Source organism: Variovorax sp. LjRoot130 (assembly GCF_964253755.1).
In the GTDB taxonomy this organism is placed as follows: Bacteria; Pseudomonadota; Gammaproteobacteria; order Burkholderiales; family Burkholderiaceae_C; genus Variovorax.
Map to the genome: position 1 here is coordinate 5,359,207 of NZ_CAXURM020000001.1, position 16,408 is coordinate 5,375,614.

At 67.3% G+C, this 16,408-nt stretch carries 16 protein-coding genes; 12 read left to right on the forward strand and 4 right to left on the reverse strand.

Annotated elements, in window-relative coordinates; all coding sequences use genetic code 11:
* Positions 1 to 25: 25 nt before the first annotated feature.
* From ACSQ86_RS26570 to ACSQ86_RS26625, 12 genes are all read left to right on the forward strand, one after another.
* A complete protein-coding gene (locus ACSQ86_RS26570) occupies positions 26 to 1,978 on the forward strand; it encodes an AMP-dependent synthetase/ligase (protein WP_436310308.1) in 1,953 nt (650 codons plus the stop codon).
* Between the two features lie 58 nt (positions 1,979 to 2,036).
* Entirely contained in the window at positions 2,037 to 2,825 is a 789-nt protein-coding gene (locus ACSQ86_RS26575; protein WP_436305755.1) for an ABC transporter ATP-binding protein, read from the forward strand.
* Between the two features lies 1 nt (position 2,826).
* Positions 2,827 to 3,756: a branched-chain amino acid ABC transporter permease gene (locus ACSQ86_RS26580; RefSeq protein WP_093108355.1), complete on the forward strand. Its 930-nt coding sequence runs from the start codon at positions 2,827 to 2,829 to the stop codon at positions 3,754 to 3,756.
* A gap of 2 nt (positions 3,757 to 3,758) precedes the next feature.
* Positions 3,759 to 4,835: a branched-chain amino acid ABC transporter permease gene (locus tag ACSQ86_RS26585; protein ID WP_436305756.1), complete on the forward strand. Its 1,077-nt coding sequence runs from the start codon at positions 3,759 to 3,761 to the stop codon at positions 4,833 to 4,835.
* Between the two features lie 67 nt (positions 4,836 to 4,902).
* Positions 4,903 to 6,231 (forward strand): ABC transporter substrate-binding protein, encoded by a 1,329-nt coding sequence (locus ACSQ86_RS26590; protein ID WP_436305757.1) that lies wholly within the window; start codon positions 4,903 to 4,905, stop codon positions 6,229 to 6,231.
* A gap of 13 nt (positions 6,232 to 6,244) precedes the next feature.
* Positions 6,245 to 7,057, forward strand: a complete 813-nt coding sequence (locus tag ACSQ86_RS26595; protein ID WP_436305758.1) for an ABC transporter ATP-binding protein — start codon at positions 6,245 to 6,247, stop codon at positions 7,055 to 7,057.
* Complete coding sequence (locus ACSQ86_RS26600) at positions 7,054 to 8,301, forward strand: phenylacetate--CoA ligase family protein (RefSeq protein WP_436305759.1); 1,248 nt, start codon at positions 7,054 to 7,056, stop codon at positions 8,299 to 8,301. Before ACSQ86_RS26595 ends, ACSQ86_RS26600 begins: the two co-directional genes overlap by 4 nt.
* Before the next feature lie 112 nt (positions 8,302 to 8,413).
* Entirely contained in the window at positions 8,414 to 9,748 is a 1,335-nt protein-coding gene (locus tag ACSQ86_RS26605; RefSeq protein ID WP_436305760.1) for a cytosine deaminase, read from the forward strand.
* Positions 9,749 to 9,881: 133 nt separating this feature from the next.
* Positions 9,882 to 10,355: a ferritin-like domain-containing protein gene (locus tag ACSQ86_RS26610; protein ID WP_436305761.1), complete on the forward strand. Its 474-nt coding sequence runs from the start codon at positions 9,882 to 9,884 to the stop codon at positions 10,353 to 10,355.
* A gap of 84 nt (positions 10,356 to 10,439) precedes the next feature.
* A complete protein-coding gene (locus ACSQ86_RS26615; protein ID WP_436309933.1) occupies positions 10,440 to 11,180 on the forward strand; it encodes a helix-turn-helix transcriptional regulator in 741 nt (246 codons plus the stop codon).
* A gap of 40 nt (positions 11,181 to 11,220) precedes the next feature.
* A complete protein-coding gene (locus tag ACSQ86_RS26620) occupies positions 11,221 to 12,102 on the forward strand; it encodes a DMT family transporter (protein ID WP_436305763.1) in 882 nt (293 codons plus the stop codon).
* 111 nt (positions 12,103 to 12,213) lie between these two features.
* The gene (locus tag ACSQ86_RS26625) at positions 12,214 to 12,498 is read left to right on the forward strand and encodes a hypothetical protein (protein ID WP_436305764.1); all 285 of its coding nucleotides are present in this window, start codon (positions 12,214 to 12,216) and stop codon (positions 12,496 to 12,498) included.
* Between the two features lie 53 nt (positions 12,499 to 12,551).
* Here ACSQ86_RS26625 and ACSQ86_RS26630 read toward each other — a convergent pair whose 3' ends face one another.
* Genes ACSQ86_RS26630 through ACSQ86_RS26645 form a run of 4 tightly spaced genes read right to left on the reverse strand, consistent with a single transcriptional unit; the run spans position 12,552 to position 16,407 of the window.
* Positions 12,552 to 13,232 carry an aspartate/glutamate racemase family protein gene (locus ACSQ86_RS26630; protein ID WP_436305765.1) on the reverse strand — a complete coding sequence of 227 codons (681 nt, stop codon included), beginning with the start codon at positions 13,230 to 13,232 and terminating at the stop codon, positions 12,552 to 12,554.
* A 15-nt stretch (positions 13,233 to 13,247) separates the two neighbouring features.
* Positions 13,248 to 13,709 carry an Lrp/AsnC family transcriptional regulator gene (locus tag ACSQ86_RS26635; RefSeq protein WP_436305766.1) on the reverse strand — a complete coding sequence of 154 codons (462 nt, stop codon included), beginning with the start codon at positions 13,707 to 13,709 and terminating at the stop codon, positions 13,248 to 13,250.
* Positions 13,710 to 13,767: 58 nt separating this feature from the next.
* Positions 13,768 to 14,961, reverse strand: coding sequence for a PLP-dependent aminotransferase family protein (locus tag ACSQ86_RS26640; RefSeq protein WP_436309934.1), 1,194 nt, complete (start codon positions 14,959 to 14,961; stop codon positions 13,768 to 13,770).
* Between the two features lie 9 nt (positions 14,962 to 14,970).
* The gene (locus tag ACSQ86_RS26645) at positions 14,971 to 16,407 is read right to left on the reverse strand and encodes an FAD-binding oxidoreductase (RefSeq protein WP_436309935.1); all 1,437 of its coding nucleotides are present in this window, start codon (positions 16,405 to 16,407) and stop codon (positions 14,971 to 14,973) included.
* Position 16,408 lies beyond the last annotated feature (1 nt).

Genomic DNA, 16,408 nt, shown 5'->3' on the forward strand with positions numbered 1-16,408 from the left:
GCTTGGTTCTACAGTCCGGCCCATCGTGCAGACCAAAGCCACCACTTTTCCCCGCCTGCTGCTGGCCCATGCCCAACAGCAGCCCGACGCGCCGGCCGTGCGCGAGAAGGACCTCGGCATCTGGCAAACCTGGAGCTGGGCGATGGTGGCGCGCGAGGTGCGCGAGATCGCCTGCGGGCTCGCCAGCCTGGGCTTCAAAGCCGGCGACAACCTCGCGATCGTCGGCGCCAATCGCCCGCATCTCTATATGGCGGTGCTGGCAGCGCAGAGCCTGCGCGGCGTGCCGGTGCCGCTCTACCAGGACGCGGTGGCCGGCGAGATGGTCTTCATGCTGGAGGACGCATCGATCGAGTTCGTGATCGCCGAGGACCAGGAGCAGGTCGACAAGCTGCTGGAATGCCGCGAGCTGAAGAAGCAGGGTGCCGGCATCGGCCACATCGTCTACGACGACCCGCGCGGACTGCGCCACTACGACCAGCCGGGCCTGCTGGGCTACGACAAGCTGCGCGAACTGGGCCGCGCCTTCGATGCCGCCCACCCGCGCTTCTTCGACGAAAGCGTGGCGAGCGTGGAGCCCGGCGATGTCGCCGTGATTCTCTACACCTCCGGCACCACCGGCCGGCCCAAGGGCGTGTGCCAGACGCATGCAAGCTTCATCGCGGCGGGCCGCGGCGGCGTCGAGACCGACCGTCTCGGCCCCGGCGACAACGTCATGAGCTACCTGCCGATGGCCTGGGTCGGCGACCACCTGTTCTCGGTGGCGCAATGGCTGGTCGGCGGCTTCACGCTCAACTGCCCCGAGTCGAGCGAGACGGTGATGAACGACGTGCGCGAGATCGGGCCGAGCTACTACTTCGGCCCGCCGCGCACCTTCGAAGGCCTGCTCACCGCCGTGTCGATCCGCATGGAAGACGCGGCCGCGCCCAAACGCTGGCTCTATGCGAAGTTCATGGCGCTGGCGCGGCGCGTGGGCTCCGACATCCTCACCGGTGCGCAGGTCGGCTTCGGCGACCGGGCGATGTATGCGCTCGGCAACCTGCTGGTCTACGGGCCGCTGCGCAACGTGCTGGGCATGAGCCGCATCCGCGTGGCCTACACCGCGGGCGCGGCGATCGGGCCCGACCTGTTCCGCTTCTACCGCTCGATCGGTGTCAACCTCAAGCAGCTCTACGGCCAGACCGAGACCTGCGCCTACGTGTGCCTGCAGCAGGACGGCAAGGTCAAGCTGCAGACCGTGGGCAGCGCGGCGCCGGGCATCGAGCTGCGCATCGCCGACGACGGCGAGGTGCTGGTGCGCGGCGTGTCGGTGCTCAAGGAGTACTACAAGCGGCCCGACGCGACGGCCGAAGTGCTCGATGCCGACGGCTACTTCCACACCGGCGACGCCGGCGTGATCGACGCCGAGGGCCACTTGCGCATCATCGACCGCGCCAAGGACGTCGGCCGGCTCGCCGGCGGCGCGATCTTCGCGCCCAACTACATCGAGAACAAGCTCAAGTTCTTCCCGCAGATCAAGGAAGCCGTGTGCTTCGGCAACGGGCGCGACGAGGTCTGCGCCGCGATCAACATCGACTTCGAGGCGGTGGGCAACTGGGCCGAGCGGCACGGCCTGGCCTATGGCGGCTACGTCGACCTCGCGGGCAAGCCCGAGGCCCTGGCGCTCATCGGCGAATGCATCGCCAAGGTCAATGCCGATCTCGCGAGCGAGGACGGCATGGGCGAGACGCAGATCGCCCGCTTCCTGGTGCTGCACAAGGAACTGGACCCCGACGACGACGAACTCACGCGCACGCGCAAGGTGCGGCGCGGCTTCATCGCGGACAAGTACCGCGTGCTGGTCGATGCGCTCTACGGCGGCAAGACCGAGCAGTACATCGAGACCCAGGTCAAGTTCGAGGACGGGCGCACGGGTGTGGTGAATGCCACGCTGAAGATCGTGGAAGCGAACACGTATCCGATCTTGAAGGCGGCAGCATGAGACGCCGGGCCGCTCCCAAGTTGAATAGCACCGCAGCGCATGGCGCGGAGGTTACCCAGTGAGCAGCGCACGCAAGATCGGCGAGGTCATCCTCGACGTGCAGAACATCTCCTTGAGCTTCGGCGGCGTCAAGGCGCTGGCCGACATCAGCTTCGACGTGCGCGAGCACGAGGTGCGCGCGATCATCGGGCCCAACGGCGCGGGCAAGAGCTCGATGCTCAACTGCATCAACGGCGTCTACCAGCCACAGCAGGGCTCCATCACCTTCCGCGGCCAGACCTTCCATCACATGAACTCGCGCCAGGTGGCCGAGATGGGCGTGGCGCGCACCTTCCAGAACCTGGCGCTGTTCAAGGGCATGAGCGTGCTCGACAACATCATGACCGGGCGCAACCTCAAGATGAAGAGTGGCCTGCTCGCCCAGGCACTGCGCTGGGGGCCGGCCGAACGCGAGGAGATCGCGCAGCGCGAGTTCGTCGAACGCATCATCGATTTCCTCGAGATCCAGCTGCACCGCAAGACGCCGGTGGGCCGCCTGCCCTACGGCCTGCAGAAGCGCGTGGACCTCGGCCGCGCGCTCGCGATGGAGCCGCAGGTGCTGCTGCTCGACGAGCCGATGGCCGGTATGAACGTGGAAGAGAAGCAGGACATGAGCCGCTTCATCCTGGATGTGAACGACGAGTTCGGCACCACCATCGTGCTGATCGAGCACGACATGGGCGTGGTGATGGACATCAGCGACCGCGTGGTGGTGCTCGACTACGGCAAGAAGATCGGCGACGGCACGCCGCACGAGGTGCGCAACAACGAAGACGTGATCCGGGCGTATCTCGGGACGGAGCACTAGCATGGCCTTCTTCCTCGAGACATTGTTCGGCGGCCTGATGGTCGGCATGCTCTATGCGCTGATCGCGCTGGGCTTCGTGCTGATCTTCAAGGCTTCCGGCGTGTTCAACTTCGCGCAGGGCGCGATGGTGCTGTTCGCCGCGCTGGCGATGGCGCGCTTCGCCGAATGGGTGCCGGTCTGGAGCGGCATCGCCAACCCCTGGTTCGCCAACATCGCGGCCTTCGTGCTCGCGGGCGCGCTGATGTTCGCGCTCGCCTGGGCAATCGAGCGGCTGGTGCTGCGTCACCTGGTCAACCAGGACGGCGCCACCCTGCTGATGGCCACGCTGGGCATCGCCTATTTCATCGACGGGCTGGGCCAGACGATCTTCGGCAGCAACATCTACAAGATCGACATCGGCATGCCCAAGGATCCGATCTTCGCCTTCGATTCGGTGTTCCAGGGCGGCATCCTGCTGAGCAAGGAAGACCTCATCGCCGCCGCCATCGCAGCCGCGCTGGTGGCGCTGCTGTCGCTCTTCTTCCAGAAGACCGGCACCGGCCGCGCGCTGCGCGCCGTGGCCGACGACCACCAGGCGGCGCAATCCGTCGGCATTCCGCTCGCGCGCATCTGGGTCACCGTGTGGTGCGTGGCGGGCATGGTGGCGCTGGTGGCCGGAATGATCTGGGGCAGCAAGCTGGGCGTGCAGTTCTCGCTGGCGACGGTCGCGCTGCGCGCGCTGCCGGTGGTCATCCTCGGCGGGCTGACTTCGGTGCCCGGCGCCATCCTCGGCGGGCTGATCATCGGCGTGGGCGAAAAACTGTCCGAGGTCTACCTCGGCCCTTACGTGGGCGGCGGCATCGAGATCTGGTTCGCCTACGTGCTGGCGCTGGTGTTCCTGCTGTTCCGGCCGCAGGGATTGTTCGGCGAGAAGATCATCGATCGGGTCTGAGCATGCTTTATAGAGAAAACGGCCAGTTCAAGACCACCTACCGCGCCGACCAGCAGGTCTTCCCGATCCTGCAGGACCGCGTCTTCGTCGCCCTGGTGCTGGCTTTCGCCTTCGTCGGCGTGCCGCTCATGGCGAGCGACTACCTGTTCCGCGCCATCCTGATTCCCTTCCTGATCTTCTCGCTGGCGGCCGTCGGCGTGAACATCCTGGTCGGCTACTGCGGCCAGATCTCGCTCGGCTCGGGCGCCTTCATGGCCGTGGGTGCCTACGGCGCCTACAACTTCTTCGTCCGCGTGCCGGGCATGCCGCTGATCCCCGCACTGATCCTGGGCGGGCTGTGTGCCACCGCCTTCGGCATCCTGTTCGGGCTGCCCAGCCTGCGGGTGCGCGGGCTGTACCTGGCGGTGGCGACGCTGGCGGCGCAGTTCTTCGCCGACTGGATGTTCCTGCGCATCAAGTGGTTCACGCTCGACACGCCTTCGGGCTCGGTCGCGGTGTCGAACCTGCAGGTGTTCGGCCTGCCGCTGGAGAGCGCGCTGAGCAAGTACCTGTTCTGCCTGGTGGTGTTGGTGATCATCGCGATCCTGGCCAAGAACCTGGTGCGCGGCGCCATCGGCCGCGAATGGATGGCGATCCGCGACATGGACGTGGCCGCCGCGGTGATCGGCATCCGGCCGATGTACGCCAAGCTCAGCGCCTTCGCGGTCAGCTCCTTCATCATCGGCGTGGCCGGCGCGCTGTGGGCCTTCGTGTACCTCGGCGCCTGGGAACCCTCGGCCTTCTCGGTGGACTACTCGTTCCGCCTGCTGTTCATGGTGATCATCGGCGGGCTGGGATCGATCATGGGCAGCTTCTTCGGCGCCGCCTTCATCGTCGTGCTGCCGATCGCGCTCAACCAGTTGCTGCCGATGTTGGCCGGCGTGTTCGGCATCGAAATCTCCACCGCCGGCATTGCGCACGCCGAGTTGATGATTTTCGGCGGCCTCATCGTTTGGTTCCTGATCGTGGAGCCGCATGGCTTGGCCAAGCTCTGGTCGACCGCCAAGCAGAAGCTGCAGCTATGGCCGTTCCCCCATTGACGCCGCCGCGCATGTTTTTCTGTTGACCGGGTAGTGCTTCGTTCATTCATTCGACTAGGAGACACACATGAAAAAACTTCGCAAACTGATGATCGCCCTGGCTGCCGGCGCTGCCTGCCTGACGACGACGGGCGCCTTGGCCCAGGACAAGGAGCAGTTCATTCCCGTGCTGTCCTACCGGACCGGCGCCTACGCCCCCAACGGTGCGCCATGGGCCAACGGCTTCGTCGACTACATCAAGCTGGTCAACGCGCGCGGCGGCCTCAACGGCGTGAAGCTCACTTTCGAGGAGTGTGAAACCGGCTACGACACCGCCCGCAGCGTCGAGTGCTACGAGCGCCTGAAGGGCAAGGGCGGCGGCGCCTCCTTCGTGCAACCGCTGTCCACCGGCGCGACATTCGCCATCACCGAGAAGGCGCCGGTCGACAAGATTCCGGTGGTGACCGTGGGCTACGGCCGCAGCGAGAGCGCCGACGGCACGGTGTTCAAGTGGAACTTCCCGATCGGCGGCACCTACTGGGTGGCGGCCGATGCCATCCTCCAGGCCATCGCCAAGAAGGAAGGCGGGCTCGACAAGCTCAAGGGCAAGAAGTTCGCGCTGCTCTACCACGACAGCCCCTACGGCAAGGAGCCGATCCCCCTGCTGCAGGAGCGCGCGAAGATGCACGGCTTCGACCTGCAACTGCTACCGGTGACGGCGCCCGGCGTGGAGCAGAAGGCGACCTGGCTGCAAGTGCGCCAGAACCGGCCCGACTACGTGCTGCTGTGGGGCTGGGGCGTGATGAACTCCACCGCACTGAAGGAAGCGCAGGCCACGGGCTACCCGCGCGAGAAGATGTATGGCGTGTGGTGGTCGGGCGCGGAGCCCGACGTGAAGGACGTGGCCGACGGTGCCAAGGGCTACAACGCGGTGGCGCTGCAGCATGGTGCGGAGCCGCAATCCAAGTTCGTCAAGGACGTTCTCGCGCTGGTGCACGACAAGGGCCAGGGCACGGGACCGAAGGGCGATGTCGGCCAGGTGCTCTACATGCGCGGCGCCATAAGCGCCATGCTCGCGCTGGAAGGCATCCGCTCGGCGCAGGAGCGTTTCGGCAAGGGCAAGATCATGACGGGCGAACAGGTGCGCTGGGGCCTGGAGAACCTGAACCTGACGCAGGCCAAGCTCGACGCGCTGGGCTTCGCGGGCGTGATGCGGCCGATCAGCACCTCGTGCGTCGACCACATGGGTGCATCGTGGGCGCGCATCCACACCTGGGACGGCAAGGAGTGGAAGTTCACCTCCGACTGGCTGCAGGCCGACGAGCAGGTGATCAAGCCGCTGGTCAGGAGCACGGCCGCCAAGTACGCCGCCGACAAGAAGCTCACGGCGCGCACGCCCGCGGAATGCCAGTCCTGACGAAGCACAGCCCATGAGCGCAGCGAACATCGTTCTCAACGTCAACGGCATCGAGGTCATCTACAACCACGTGATCCTGGTGCTCAAGGGCGTTTCGCTCCAGGTGCCCGAGGGCGGCATCGTGGCGCTGCTCGGCGGCAACGGCGCGGGCAAGACGACCACGCTGCGCGCGGTGTCGAACCTGCTGGCCGGCGAGCGCGGCGCGGTGACCAAGGGAACGATCGAGCTGCGCGGCGAGCGCATCGAGGCGCTCACACCGGCCGAGCTGGTCAAGCGCGGACTGATCCAGGTGATGGAGGGGCGCCACTGCTTCGCCCACCTGACGATCGAGGACAACCTGATGACCGGCGCCTACACGCGCACCGATGGCAAGGCCGCCGTCGCCGAGACGCTGGAGAAGGTCTACGCCTACTTCCCGCGGCTGAAGACGCGCCGCGCTTCGCAGGCCGCCTACACCTCGGGCGGCGAGCAGCAGATGTGCGCCATCGGCCGCGCGCTGATGGCCAACCCGAACATGGTGCTGCTCGACGAGCCCTCGATGGGCCTGGCGCCGCAGATCGTCGAAGAGGTGTTCGGCATCGTGAAGGACCTGAACGAGAAGGAGCGCGTGACCTTTCTTCTGGCCGAGCAGAACACCAACATGGCGCTGCGCTATGCCGACTACGGCTACATCCTCGAGAACGGCCGCATCGTGATGGACGGCGAGGCGCAGAGCCTGCGCGAGAACGAGGACGTCAAGGAGTTCTATCTCGGCGTCGGCGGCGCGGACCGCAAGAGCTTCCGCGATATCAAGAGTTACAAGCGGCGCAAGAGGTGGCTCGCATGACCGATTTCTATGACAAGCTGGAAGTGCGCGATCCAGCCGAACGCGAGCAGGACTTGCTGGCCGCGCTGCCCAAGCAGATTGCGCAGGCGCAGACCGCGGCGCCGGCCTTCGCGAAGATCCTCGACGGCATCAAGGCTCGCGACATCACGAGCCGCGACGCCTTGGCGAAGCTGCCCGTCACGCGCAAGTCCGAGCTGCTCGACTTGCAGAAGGCGCACCGCGCGAACGATCCCTTCGGCGGTTTCGCGGCGATCCACTTCGGGCCGCGCATGACGCGCGTGTTCGCCAGCCCCGGCACCATCTATGAACCCGAAGGCGAGGCGCGCGACTACTGGCGCACCGCACGCGCGCTGCATGCCGCGGGCTTTCGCGGCGGCGAACTGGTGCACAACTGCTTCAGCTACCACATGACGCCGGCCGGCGCGCTGATGGAGAGCGGCGCACACGCGCTCGGCTGCACCGTGTTCGCGGGCGGCACGGGACAGACCGAGCAGCAGGTGGAAGCCATCGCGGACCTCAAGCCCGCGGGCTATGTGGGCACGCCGAGCTTCCTGAAGATCATCCTCGAGAAGGCTGCGGAGAAGAACATCGCATTGCCCTCGCTGACCAAGGCGCTGGTGTCAGGCGAGGCCTTTCCGCCCAGCCTGCGCGAATGGATCGCCGAGCGCGGGGTGGCCGGCACGCAGTGCTACGCGACGGCCGACCTGGGCCTGGTGGCCTACGAGACCTCGGCGCGCGAAGGCCTGGTGCTCGACGAGGGCGTGATCGTGGAGATCGTGCGCCCGGGCACCGGCGACCCGGTGCCCGAGGGCGAGGTCGGCGAGATCGTCGTCACCACGCTGAACCCCGACTACCCGCTGATCCGCTTCGGCACCGGCGACCTCTCGGCCGTGCTGCCGGGGCATTGCCCCACGGGCCGCACCAACACGCGCATCAAGGGCTGGCTCGGCCGCGCCGACCAGACCACCAAGGTGCGCGGCATGTTCGTGCATCCGGGCCAGGTGGCGGAGATCGCACGGCGCTTTCCGGAAGTGCAGCGCGCACGGCTGGTGGTCGAAGGCGAGATGGGCGACGACCGCATGACGCTCAGGCTCGAATGCGCCGCGGCCGCGCAAGGCCTGGCGGAGCGCGTGGCCGAGGCCATCCGCGATATCACCAAGCTGCGCGGCACGGTCGAATTCGTGGCGCCGGGCAGCCTGCCCAACGACGGCAAGGTGATCGAGGACGCGCGCAGCTACCGTTGATACGGAACGCCCGGCGACGCTGCGCCCGGCTTGCCGACATCGACGAAGGCGCGGCGGCGCAACCCTCGCGGCATGCTCCTTGCAACGCCGGGAGCTCGCTACGATTCTTTCGATGACCCACGCCTTCTTTCATCCGCCCACCAGTCCGCGCTTCGCGCTGCGCAATCTGCGTGCGCCCCGCTGCCTCGTCCAGGCCGATGTGCCGGCCGGGGCCGACGATGAACTCGCACCCGTCGACCTGCTGGTGGACCACGGCCGCATTGCCGCCATCGAGCCCGCCGGCACGCTGCCGGCCGAACTCGGCCCCGATCTCGACGCATCGATGCTGCTGCCGGGCATGGTCGACTGCCACACGCACCTGGACAAGGGCCACATCTGGCCGCGCCAGGCCAATCCCACCGGCGATGGCGCTGGCGCCTCGATGGCCACGCAGCGCGACCGCAACGCGCGCTGGCATGCCGAGGACGTGCGCCGGCGCATGGAGTTCGGCCTCGCCACCGCCTATGCCAAGGGCGTGGTCGCGATTCGCACGCACCTCGATTCGCTGGCGCCGCAGGCCGCGATCTCGTTTCCCGTGTTCCGCGAGCTGCGCGAGCGCTGGGCCGGACGCGTCGAGCTGCAGGCGTCGTCGATCGCGCCGCTCGACATCTTCCTGACCGAAGAAGGCCGCCAGCTCGCCGACATCGTCGCCGAGAGCGGCGGCCGGCTTGGCTGCGTGACGCGTTCGGGCGCCTACCCCGGCGACCCGATGCCGCCGGACCTGGACGCGGCGCTGGTGCGCGTGTTCGAACTCGCCGCGGAGCGCGGGCTCGACCTCGACCTGCACGTCGACGAATCCACCGATCCGCGCTCGCGCGCGCTGATCCGCGTCGCACGCACGGCCACGGCGCAGGATTTCGCCGGCCGCATCCTGTGCGGCCACTGCACCGCGCTCGCGCTGCAGACCGACGAGTTCATCGAAGAAACCATCGCGGCCTGCAAGGACGCCGGCATCGACATCGTGAGCCTGCCCACGGTCAACATGTACCTGCAGGACCGCAGCCAGGAAGCGCGCACGCCGCGCTGGCGCGGCGTGACGGTGCTGCACGAGATGAAGGCGCGCGGCCTGCGCGTGGCGGTGGCCGGCGACAACTGCCGCGATCCCTTCTATGCCTACGGCGACCACGACATGCTCGACACCTTCACCCAGGCGGTGAAGATCCTGCACCTGGACCATCCGCTTTCCGATTGGATCCGCGCCGCCACCGAGACGCCGGCCGCGATCATGGGCACCGCCCACGGCGTGCTGAAGGCCGGCGCTGTGGCCGACCTGCTGGTCCTCAAGGCGCGCAGCTATTCCGAGATGCTCGCGCGCGCACAGTTCGACCGCACGGTGCTGCGCGCCGGCCGCGCGATCGACACGCGCTTGCCGGACTACAGGCTGCTCGACGACCTCGTGCGCGCCTGAACAGCGGCCCGCCCCAGGGCGGCGAAACCCTACACGCGCCGTCAGGCGGCACTGACGTTCCCGGCACGGTGCGGCGCAATCATGAAAGCTCCAGCAACCCTCCTCGCGGAGGCAACCAAGGAGTATTTTCATCATGGCAATGGACACCGACATTCTGGCCGCCGACGAGGTGGTCGACGTGCTGAACGACCTGGTCGAGAACGCGCGCGACGGCGAATACGGCTTTCGCACCTGCGCCGCGGAAGTGAAATCGGCCAGCCTGAAGCAGCTGTTCAACGACCGCGCCGCGTCCTGCGGCCAGGCGGCCAGCGAACTGGCGCAGTTGATCCTGGGCTACGGCGGCAAGCCGGCCGAAGGCGGCACCGCCAGCGGCGCGGTGCACCGCGGCTGGGTGCATGTGAAGGGCCTGGTGGGCGCCAACAGCGAGCTCTCGATGCTCGAGGAATGCGAACGCGGCGAAGACGCGGCCGTGGCGCGCTACCGCAAGGCCTTGAAGCAAAACCTGCCGGCCGATGCGCGCGCGGTGGTCGAGCGCCAAGCCGAGGGCGCCCAGCGCAACCACGACCAGATCAAGCTGCTGCGCGACGAGGCGCGCGCGCGCCGCTGACCGACGGGGCTGCACGGCGCGCCCAAGGCGCTCCACAATGTCGGCGCCATGGCCTATTCGCGCCGCATCGTTTTCGAGAGTGCCTTGCTGAGCTGGCAGCAGCTGACGCTCGCCGCGCCCGACCCTGCGTGGAGCGACAGCTACCGGGTCGACGGCCCGCGCCTGCTGCTGCCGCTATCAGCCTGCTTCGAGTGCCGTATCGGCGCCCACGGATTCGTTTGCGATCCGGCGTCCGCTCTGTGGCTCTCCCCGTCGCAGCGCTACCGCCTCCGTCGGCCCTGGGCGGACAAGCGCAGCGCGCTGCTGATCGTCGGCGAGGACCTCGGCCCGTCGGGCCGATCGCCGCTTCCGCTCGCGGTGCATCTGCAGATGGCCGGCTGGTCGCAGGCGCTGGCGGCGCAGCAGCTCGAGCGGCTGGATTTCGAAGAACCGCTGGCCGCCGTCGTGCGCGCGCTGGTGCCCACGACCGGCGAGGCGTCGATGCGGCGTCCGCACCGCGCCGTCGAACGGGCTCGCGAATACATCGCCGCCGAGCCGCAGCGAGACGACGCCCTCACGGAGATCGCCAGGGCGGCAAACTGTTCGGCATTCCACCTGGCGCGGCGCTTCCGGCTGCAAACCGGCCTGAGCCTGCACGGCTTTCGCACGCGGCTGCGGATGACGCTGGCGCTCGACCGGCTGCGGAAGGGCGAGCGCAACCTGAGCGCACTGGCCGCGGAACTCGGCTATGCCAGCCACAGCCACTTCACGGGCGTGTTCCGCCGCAACTTCGGCCTCACGCCGAGCCGAATGCGCACGAATCTGGCAGCGCCCGCACTTCGCTGACCCGACACTGCCGGCTTCGCAGCTGCCTGTGGAGCCGATCTTGTTGCACCCTTCCCGTCTCGCTGCCGGCATGCTGGCCGGCGTCGCCGCCGCGCTGGTCGGCGGCGCATGGCAGGTCGTGACCCGCCAGTCGACGACGACCACGATCGCTCCGCCCGACCTGGCGATCCTGCGCTACGGCATCGCCGCGCTGATGCTGCTGCCGCGCGGCGTGCCGCGCCGGTTGCTGGCCGGCATGGTGATCGGCGCCGGGCTGCCCTTCGGGCTCATCGCGATGACCGGAACGATGTTTGCGCCCACTGCCCACATGGGCGTTCTGATGGCGGGCGCCTCGCCGCTCTTCGCCGCCGTGTTCGCGTGGGTTCTCTGGCGCGAACGCCCCGACCGCTGGCGCACGCTCGGCCTCGCGTGCATGGCCCTGGGCGTGGCCCGGCTCGGCAGCAAGTTCGGCACGGCGGGGCACGCCGGCGCATGGCAGGGCGATCTGATGTTCCTGCTGGCCGCCGCGTTGTGGGCCGGCTTCACGCTCTCGTTCCGGCAGAGCGGCCTCGGCGCATGGCAGGGCGCCGCGCTGGTCAACGCCTGGTCGACGCTGCTCCTGTTGCCGTGGCTCGGGTGGCGCGGCAGCGAGATCCACCTCTTCGATGCGCCGGTTCGCGATCTGCTGTGGCAGGCCCTGTGGCAGGGCGTGCTCGCCGGGCTGCTGGGGCTGTGGTTTTTTTCCGCCGCCATCGTCCGGCTGGGCGCTGCACGGGCGGCGGCCTTCGGCGCGCTGGCGCCCGTGGTCTCGGCGCTAGGCGGGTGGTGGTGGCTCGGCGATCGGTTGACTGCGGTCGATGCCCTGGCGGTGGCCAGCGCCGTGCTGGGCGTCGCGCTCGCCAGCGGCGGGATTCCCGGCCGGGGGGATGTGCCACGTCAATAGCGTGAATGCGCGTCGGCCTGATTACGACGGACGGCCGGGTAATACCAATGGCCACTACCGACAGCAGACAGGCCTGAACACAATCGCCGCAGCGAACTCTGGGAGAAAGCGATGCAACCTGCCGTTGAAATCACCAAGCGCGGCGAAAGAAACTTCAACTCGTATGTCGGGATCGGCGACGGCACACGGCGCTACGAGCGCGAAGGCCTGCCCTCGGTGGCCGAATGCCTGCAGGACGCGGCGGCTGCGCTGGGCGCCGAATTCAGCTACGCCACCATCACCTACGACAACGTCATGATCGGCAGCTATCCGGTCGCGGTCATGGGACACCGCGCCGTCGAGGTTGCCGACGAACTCCTGGTGAAGCGCTCCAACCGGCGCATCCAGTACGCCTGAGCGCGCTTGCGCGGGTGCGTCGCGCGTCCAGGACATCTCTTTTCGCCCACCTGCTATGACGACGCGGTGGAGATCCTCCACCGGGCAACCACCAAGGTTTCGATGTCATGCACGTGGCGCCCCGTCGCTCGCGCAACAGCCTCGCGGTAGGGTGGCATGTTGGTGCACTCGAGCACGATGTCTTCGACCGAGGGAAACAGATTCACAAGGCGCCGTGCGGCGTCGACCACGTTCCTGCGCGCTTCGACAAGATCGAGCCGATCTTCGTTGTTGAGTATGCGCCGGTGGAACTCGCATCCTGGCTCCACGCCCTGCACAGGCGTCGCCTCCGGAACGCCGACCGCCTTGAGAATGCTTGCGTTCAACGCAGCCGCGTCGAAGGTGACGATACCGGGACGCGCGAACTCCCGGCAATGCAACAGGCTCGAGGTGAAGACCGGCACGGGCACTGCTTCGGCCAGCGTGTTCTGGTAGGCGGCCAGGAAACCGCAACTGGTCGTGATCATCGCGGCACCCTCCTCGACCAGCTGCAAGGCGGCGTCGACGAATGGTCGAAGCAACGCGGGATCAGCCTCCTTCACGATCCGTCGGGGTGACGCGCCCTCGACAACCCGGAAACGAACCGGAATGCCGTTGCGGCTGAAGGTCTCCGGATTGCCGATGTCGCCAGGCGGCCGCGGGAACCGCGTATCGAGCATCAGAACACCGAGGAATCTGTCAGGGCTGGGGGTCATTTCTGGCTGGGATGGCTATGCGCTTTTCGAGACGGTGCTGCGACGATCGATCTTTCGACTGAGCACGATGGAGGTGTGTGTCTGGTTGATGCCGTCGATCTGACCCAGCTGATCGAGCAGCTTGTCCAACTGTTCAGGCGTTTCGCACCGGAGAAGGACCATGTAGTCGAACTGGCCGCTCACGGCCCAGACCTCCTCCACCTCGGGCAGACGCTCGAGCGCCTTGATGACCGCGGGCGCAGCCTTGGCGTTGACGCTGAGCCCGCAGAACGCTCGAACCGCCGCTTGCTCGAGCCGCTGGCCGAGGCGAACCCCATAGCCCGAGACGACGCCCTCCCGCTCCAGTCGCGCGATTCGCGCGACCACCGTGGTCCTGGCTATCTTCAGCTTGCGCGCCAGGTTGGCCGCCGGCTCGCGGGCATTGGCCTGCAGCAAGGTCAGAAGGTGGCGATCAAGGTCATCGAGTCGTAGGTCCATGGGCGGCCTTGCAGCGGAGATCAGCGATTGTGGCGCGGCCGAGTAGGTGCTCGTGGGTCTACAGGAAGCGCAGCGCCTCTTCGAGGCGCGACACCCCGATCGCGATGCCCGCCTCGTCCTGGCTGGCGAACGAGAGTCGAAAGGTCGCGTTGTCCGCTTCTTGCGCATAGAAGGCAGCCCCCGGCACAAAGAGCACACTGCGCTCGATGGCCGCCTTGAGCCATTCAGCCGTATCGACCCCCGGCGCACGCCCCCAGACGAACATGCCGCCGCCCGGCGCGGTGAACTCGATGCGGTTGCCCAACTGCAGGTTCAAAGCGCGCACCAGTGCCTTAGCGCGCTTGCCGTAGATGGAGCGCAGCCGGGGCAGGTTCTCGGCGAAGAGGCCCTGGGCCAGGTACGCAGCCGCGGCCGCCTGCGTCAGCGTCGACGCGTGCATGTCGTCGGTCTGCTTGGCGAGCACGCACGCGCGTCGCAGCTCGGCCGGCCCCAGCATCCAGCCGAGCCTCAGACCCGGCGCCAGCGTCTTCGAGAGGCTCGACAGGTAGGTCAGCACGCTTTCGGCGCCATCCACCGTGTGCCGCATCGAGTAGAGGGGCTGCGGGGGCGCCTGGTCGAACCAGAGATCCCCATACGGGTCGTCCTCGATCACGAGGCATCGATGCCGAACCGCCAGTTTCAGCAGTTCGCGCCGCCTGCCCTCGCCGAGGGTGCGGCCGCTCGGATTGCCGAACGTGGGTACGGTGTAGAGGGCCTTGGGCTTCAGCCGGATCAGCGCCCGTTCCAGATCCTCGAGAACGAGTCCCTCGTCATCGGTGGCGACCTGATGGATGGCTGCGCCTGCGAAGCGAAAGGCGGAGATCGCGGCCGGGTACGTAGGCGCCTCGACCAGGACAGTGTCGTCCTTGGACAAAAGCGTGCGCGCCAGCAAATCGATCCCTTGCTGCGAACCGCTCAAGGTCAGGACTTCGCCGGGTTCCACGGTGATACCGCGCGAATTGGACAGCCGCGCCAGTTCCGTGCGGAGGGCAATGGCGCCCTCGGTGCCGCCGTATTCGAGCGCGCTTGCGAATGCAGCTCCCGTCAGACTGCCGAAGATCCTCTGCAATCCGCCGGAATCCATCAGTTCCGGAGCCGGGTATCCGCCGGCCAGCGAAATCATCCCCGGCAGTTCCGTGAAGCGCTTCAACTCGCGTATCGGGGACCCCGGCGCATTGGCGTAGCGATCGTTGACGAATGAGATGTGGGGCATTTGCTTCCTTCAATCGAGCCGAACGTTCCCGAGCCGCCCTTGGGGGTCGAGCTGGGCATGAAGAGCGCCAGCCAGCGCGCGCGTCGGCTGATCGGTGAAGCACCGGTAGAACGCCTGGTTGTAGGGGCCGACTCCATGCTCGGCGCTGAAGCTTCCGTCGAACTCCTCGACGACAACTTGGTACAGCTTCGAGCGCAGCCGAACAATGGCATCGGCGCTGGTCTCCGGAGCAACGACGATGTTGAGATGCACCCCGCCGTCGCCCAAGTGACCGAAGTCGCACACAAGGGCGGACGCAACTTCGGCGGCGATCAGCTCCACGGAACGCGCGCGAAATGCGGCAAAGCGCGAGCGACTGACGGACACGTCGAAGGCGACGAGCTTCCCGAGCGCCTGCACCGATTCGCTGATGGCATGGCGGATCCGCCAAAGACGTTCTGGCTTGTCCACCACGGCGTCCAGCATCCCTGGGCGCTCGATCTGCGTCTCGAGCCAGCCCATAAGAATCGACTCCAGGTCGAGCCCGGAGGCCTTCGATACCGCGCTCGACACCTCCAGCAGGACGGCATACGGCGGCGCGACCGGGAAAGGGGCAGACACGCCCGGAAGATGCTCGACGGCTGCAGTCAACGCGCTGCCGGACATACCTTCGAACGCGCTCACGAACTCGCCGAGCGCATCCTCGAAAGAGCAAAGAAGCTCCATAGCCACTTCCGCGGAATCGACCGCAACGAGCGCAGCGGCGGTTTGCCGCTGAACAGGATGGAGCTTCAGCGTGGCATGAGTCACGACGCCGAAGGCACCGAAGGTGCCCGTCATCAGCTGGGTCCAATCGAGACCGGTATTGTTCTTGCGTAATCCGCGCGTCGATCCGAAACGTGCGCCCGGCGGATTCGCGAGAACCCCAGCAATGGCCAGCACGTTCTCGCGAACACCGCCATAGCGGATCAGTCTCGAACCTCCAGTGTTGGTGGCCGCCATCCCGCCAATGGACGGATCCGCACCGAGATCGATTGGAAAGGTCAGACCATGCTCGGCGGCGGCGCGGTTGACGTCCGACAGCCGGTACCCGGCAGCCACGACCGCGCTTCGATTGACCGGGTCGATCTCCAATCTGTCTCGCAAGCGCTTTGTGGACAGCACCCATTGCGTGCCGCTGCCGCTCGGCGTAGCCGCTCCGACGAGGCCCGTGGCAGCGCCCTGGACAACGAAGGAAGCATCTGCGCCGACGAGTTCCTGGACCACCCATGCCAGCTCTTCGGCGCTTGCCGGCCGCACCACGGCACGCGCGATGCCCCGCCCGTGTCGAGCGGAGGCTTCAAATGGCGCCTTGTCGCCCGCGTCCGTCAGAAGTCCCTGCGCACCCAATCGGCTGGCCAGCCTGTCGATGAGGCCATGGTCCGGTGCTTGCGCCGCAACGGAAGAATGATGGGTTTCCGAGTTCATG

Excerpts from the sequence above, each read along its gene's own strand:
- ACSQ86_RS26595 (WP_436305758.1), top strand. The coding sequence starts at position 6,245 with ATGAGCGCAGCGAACATCGTTCTCAACGTCAACGGCATCGAGGTCATC.
- ACSQ86_RS26640 (WP_436309934.1), bottom strand. The coding sequence starts at position 14,961 with ATGCCCCACATCTCATTCGTCAACGATCGCTACGCCAATGCGCCGGGG.
- ACSQ86_RS26605 (WP_436305760.1), top strand. The coding sequence starts at position 8,414 with ATGACCCACGCCTTCTTTCATCCGCCCACCAGTCCGCGCTTCGCGCTG.
- ACSQ86_RS26635 (WP_436305766.1), bottom strand. The coding sequence starts at position 13,709 with ATGGACCTACGACTCGATGACCTTGATCGCCACCTTCTGACCTTGCTG.
- ACSQ86_RS26590 (WP_436305757.1), top strand. The coding sequence starts at position 4,903 with ATGAAAAAACTTCGCAAACTGATGATCGCCCTGGCTGCCGGCGCTGCC.
- ACSQ86_RS26610 (WP_436305761.1), top strand. The coding sequence starts at position 9,882 with ATGGCAATGGACACCGACATTCTGGCCGCCGACGAGGTGGTCGACGTG.
- ACSQ86_RS26630 (WP_436305765.1), bottom strand. The coding sequence starts at position 13,232 with ATGACCCCCAGCCCTGACAGATTCCTCGGTGTTCTGATGCTCGATACG.
- ACSQ86_RS26600 (WP_436305759.1), top strand. The coding sequence starts at position 7,054 with ATGACCGATTTCTATGACAAGCTGGAAGTGCGCGATCCAGCCGAACGC.
- ACSQ86_RS26645 (WP_436309935.1), bottom strand. The coding sequence starts at position 16,407 with ATGAACTCGGAAACCCATCATTCTTCCGTTGCGGCGCAAGCACCGGAC.
- ACSQ86_RS26585 (WP_436305756.1), top strand. The coding sequence starts at position 3,759 with ATGCTTTATAGAGAAAACGGCCAGTTCAAGACCACCTACCGCGCCGAC.
- ACSQ86_RS26580 (WP_093108355.1), top strand. The coding sequence starts at position 2,827 with ATGGCCTTCTTCCTCGAGACATTGTTCGGCGGCCTGATGGTCGGCATG.
- ACSQ86_RS26625 (WP_436305764.1), top strand. The coding sequence starts at position 12,214 with ATGCAACCTGCCGTTGAAATCACCAAGCGCGGCGAAAGAAACTTCAAC.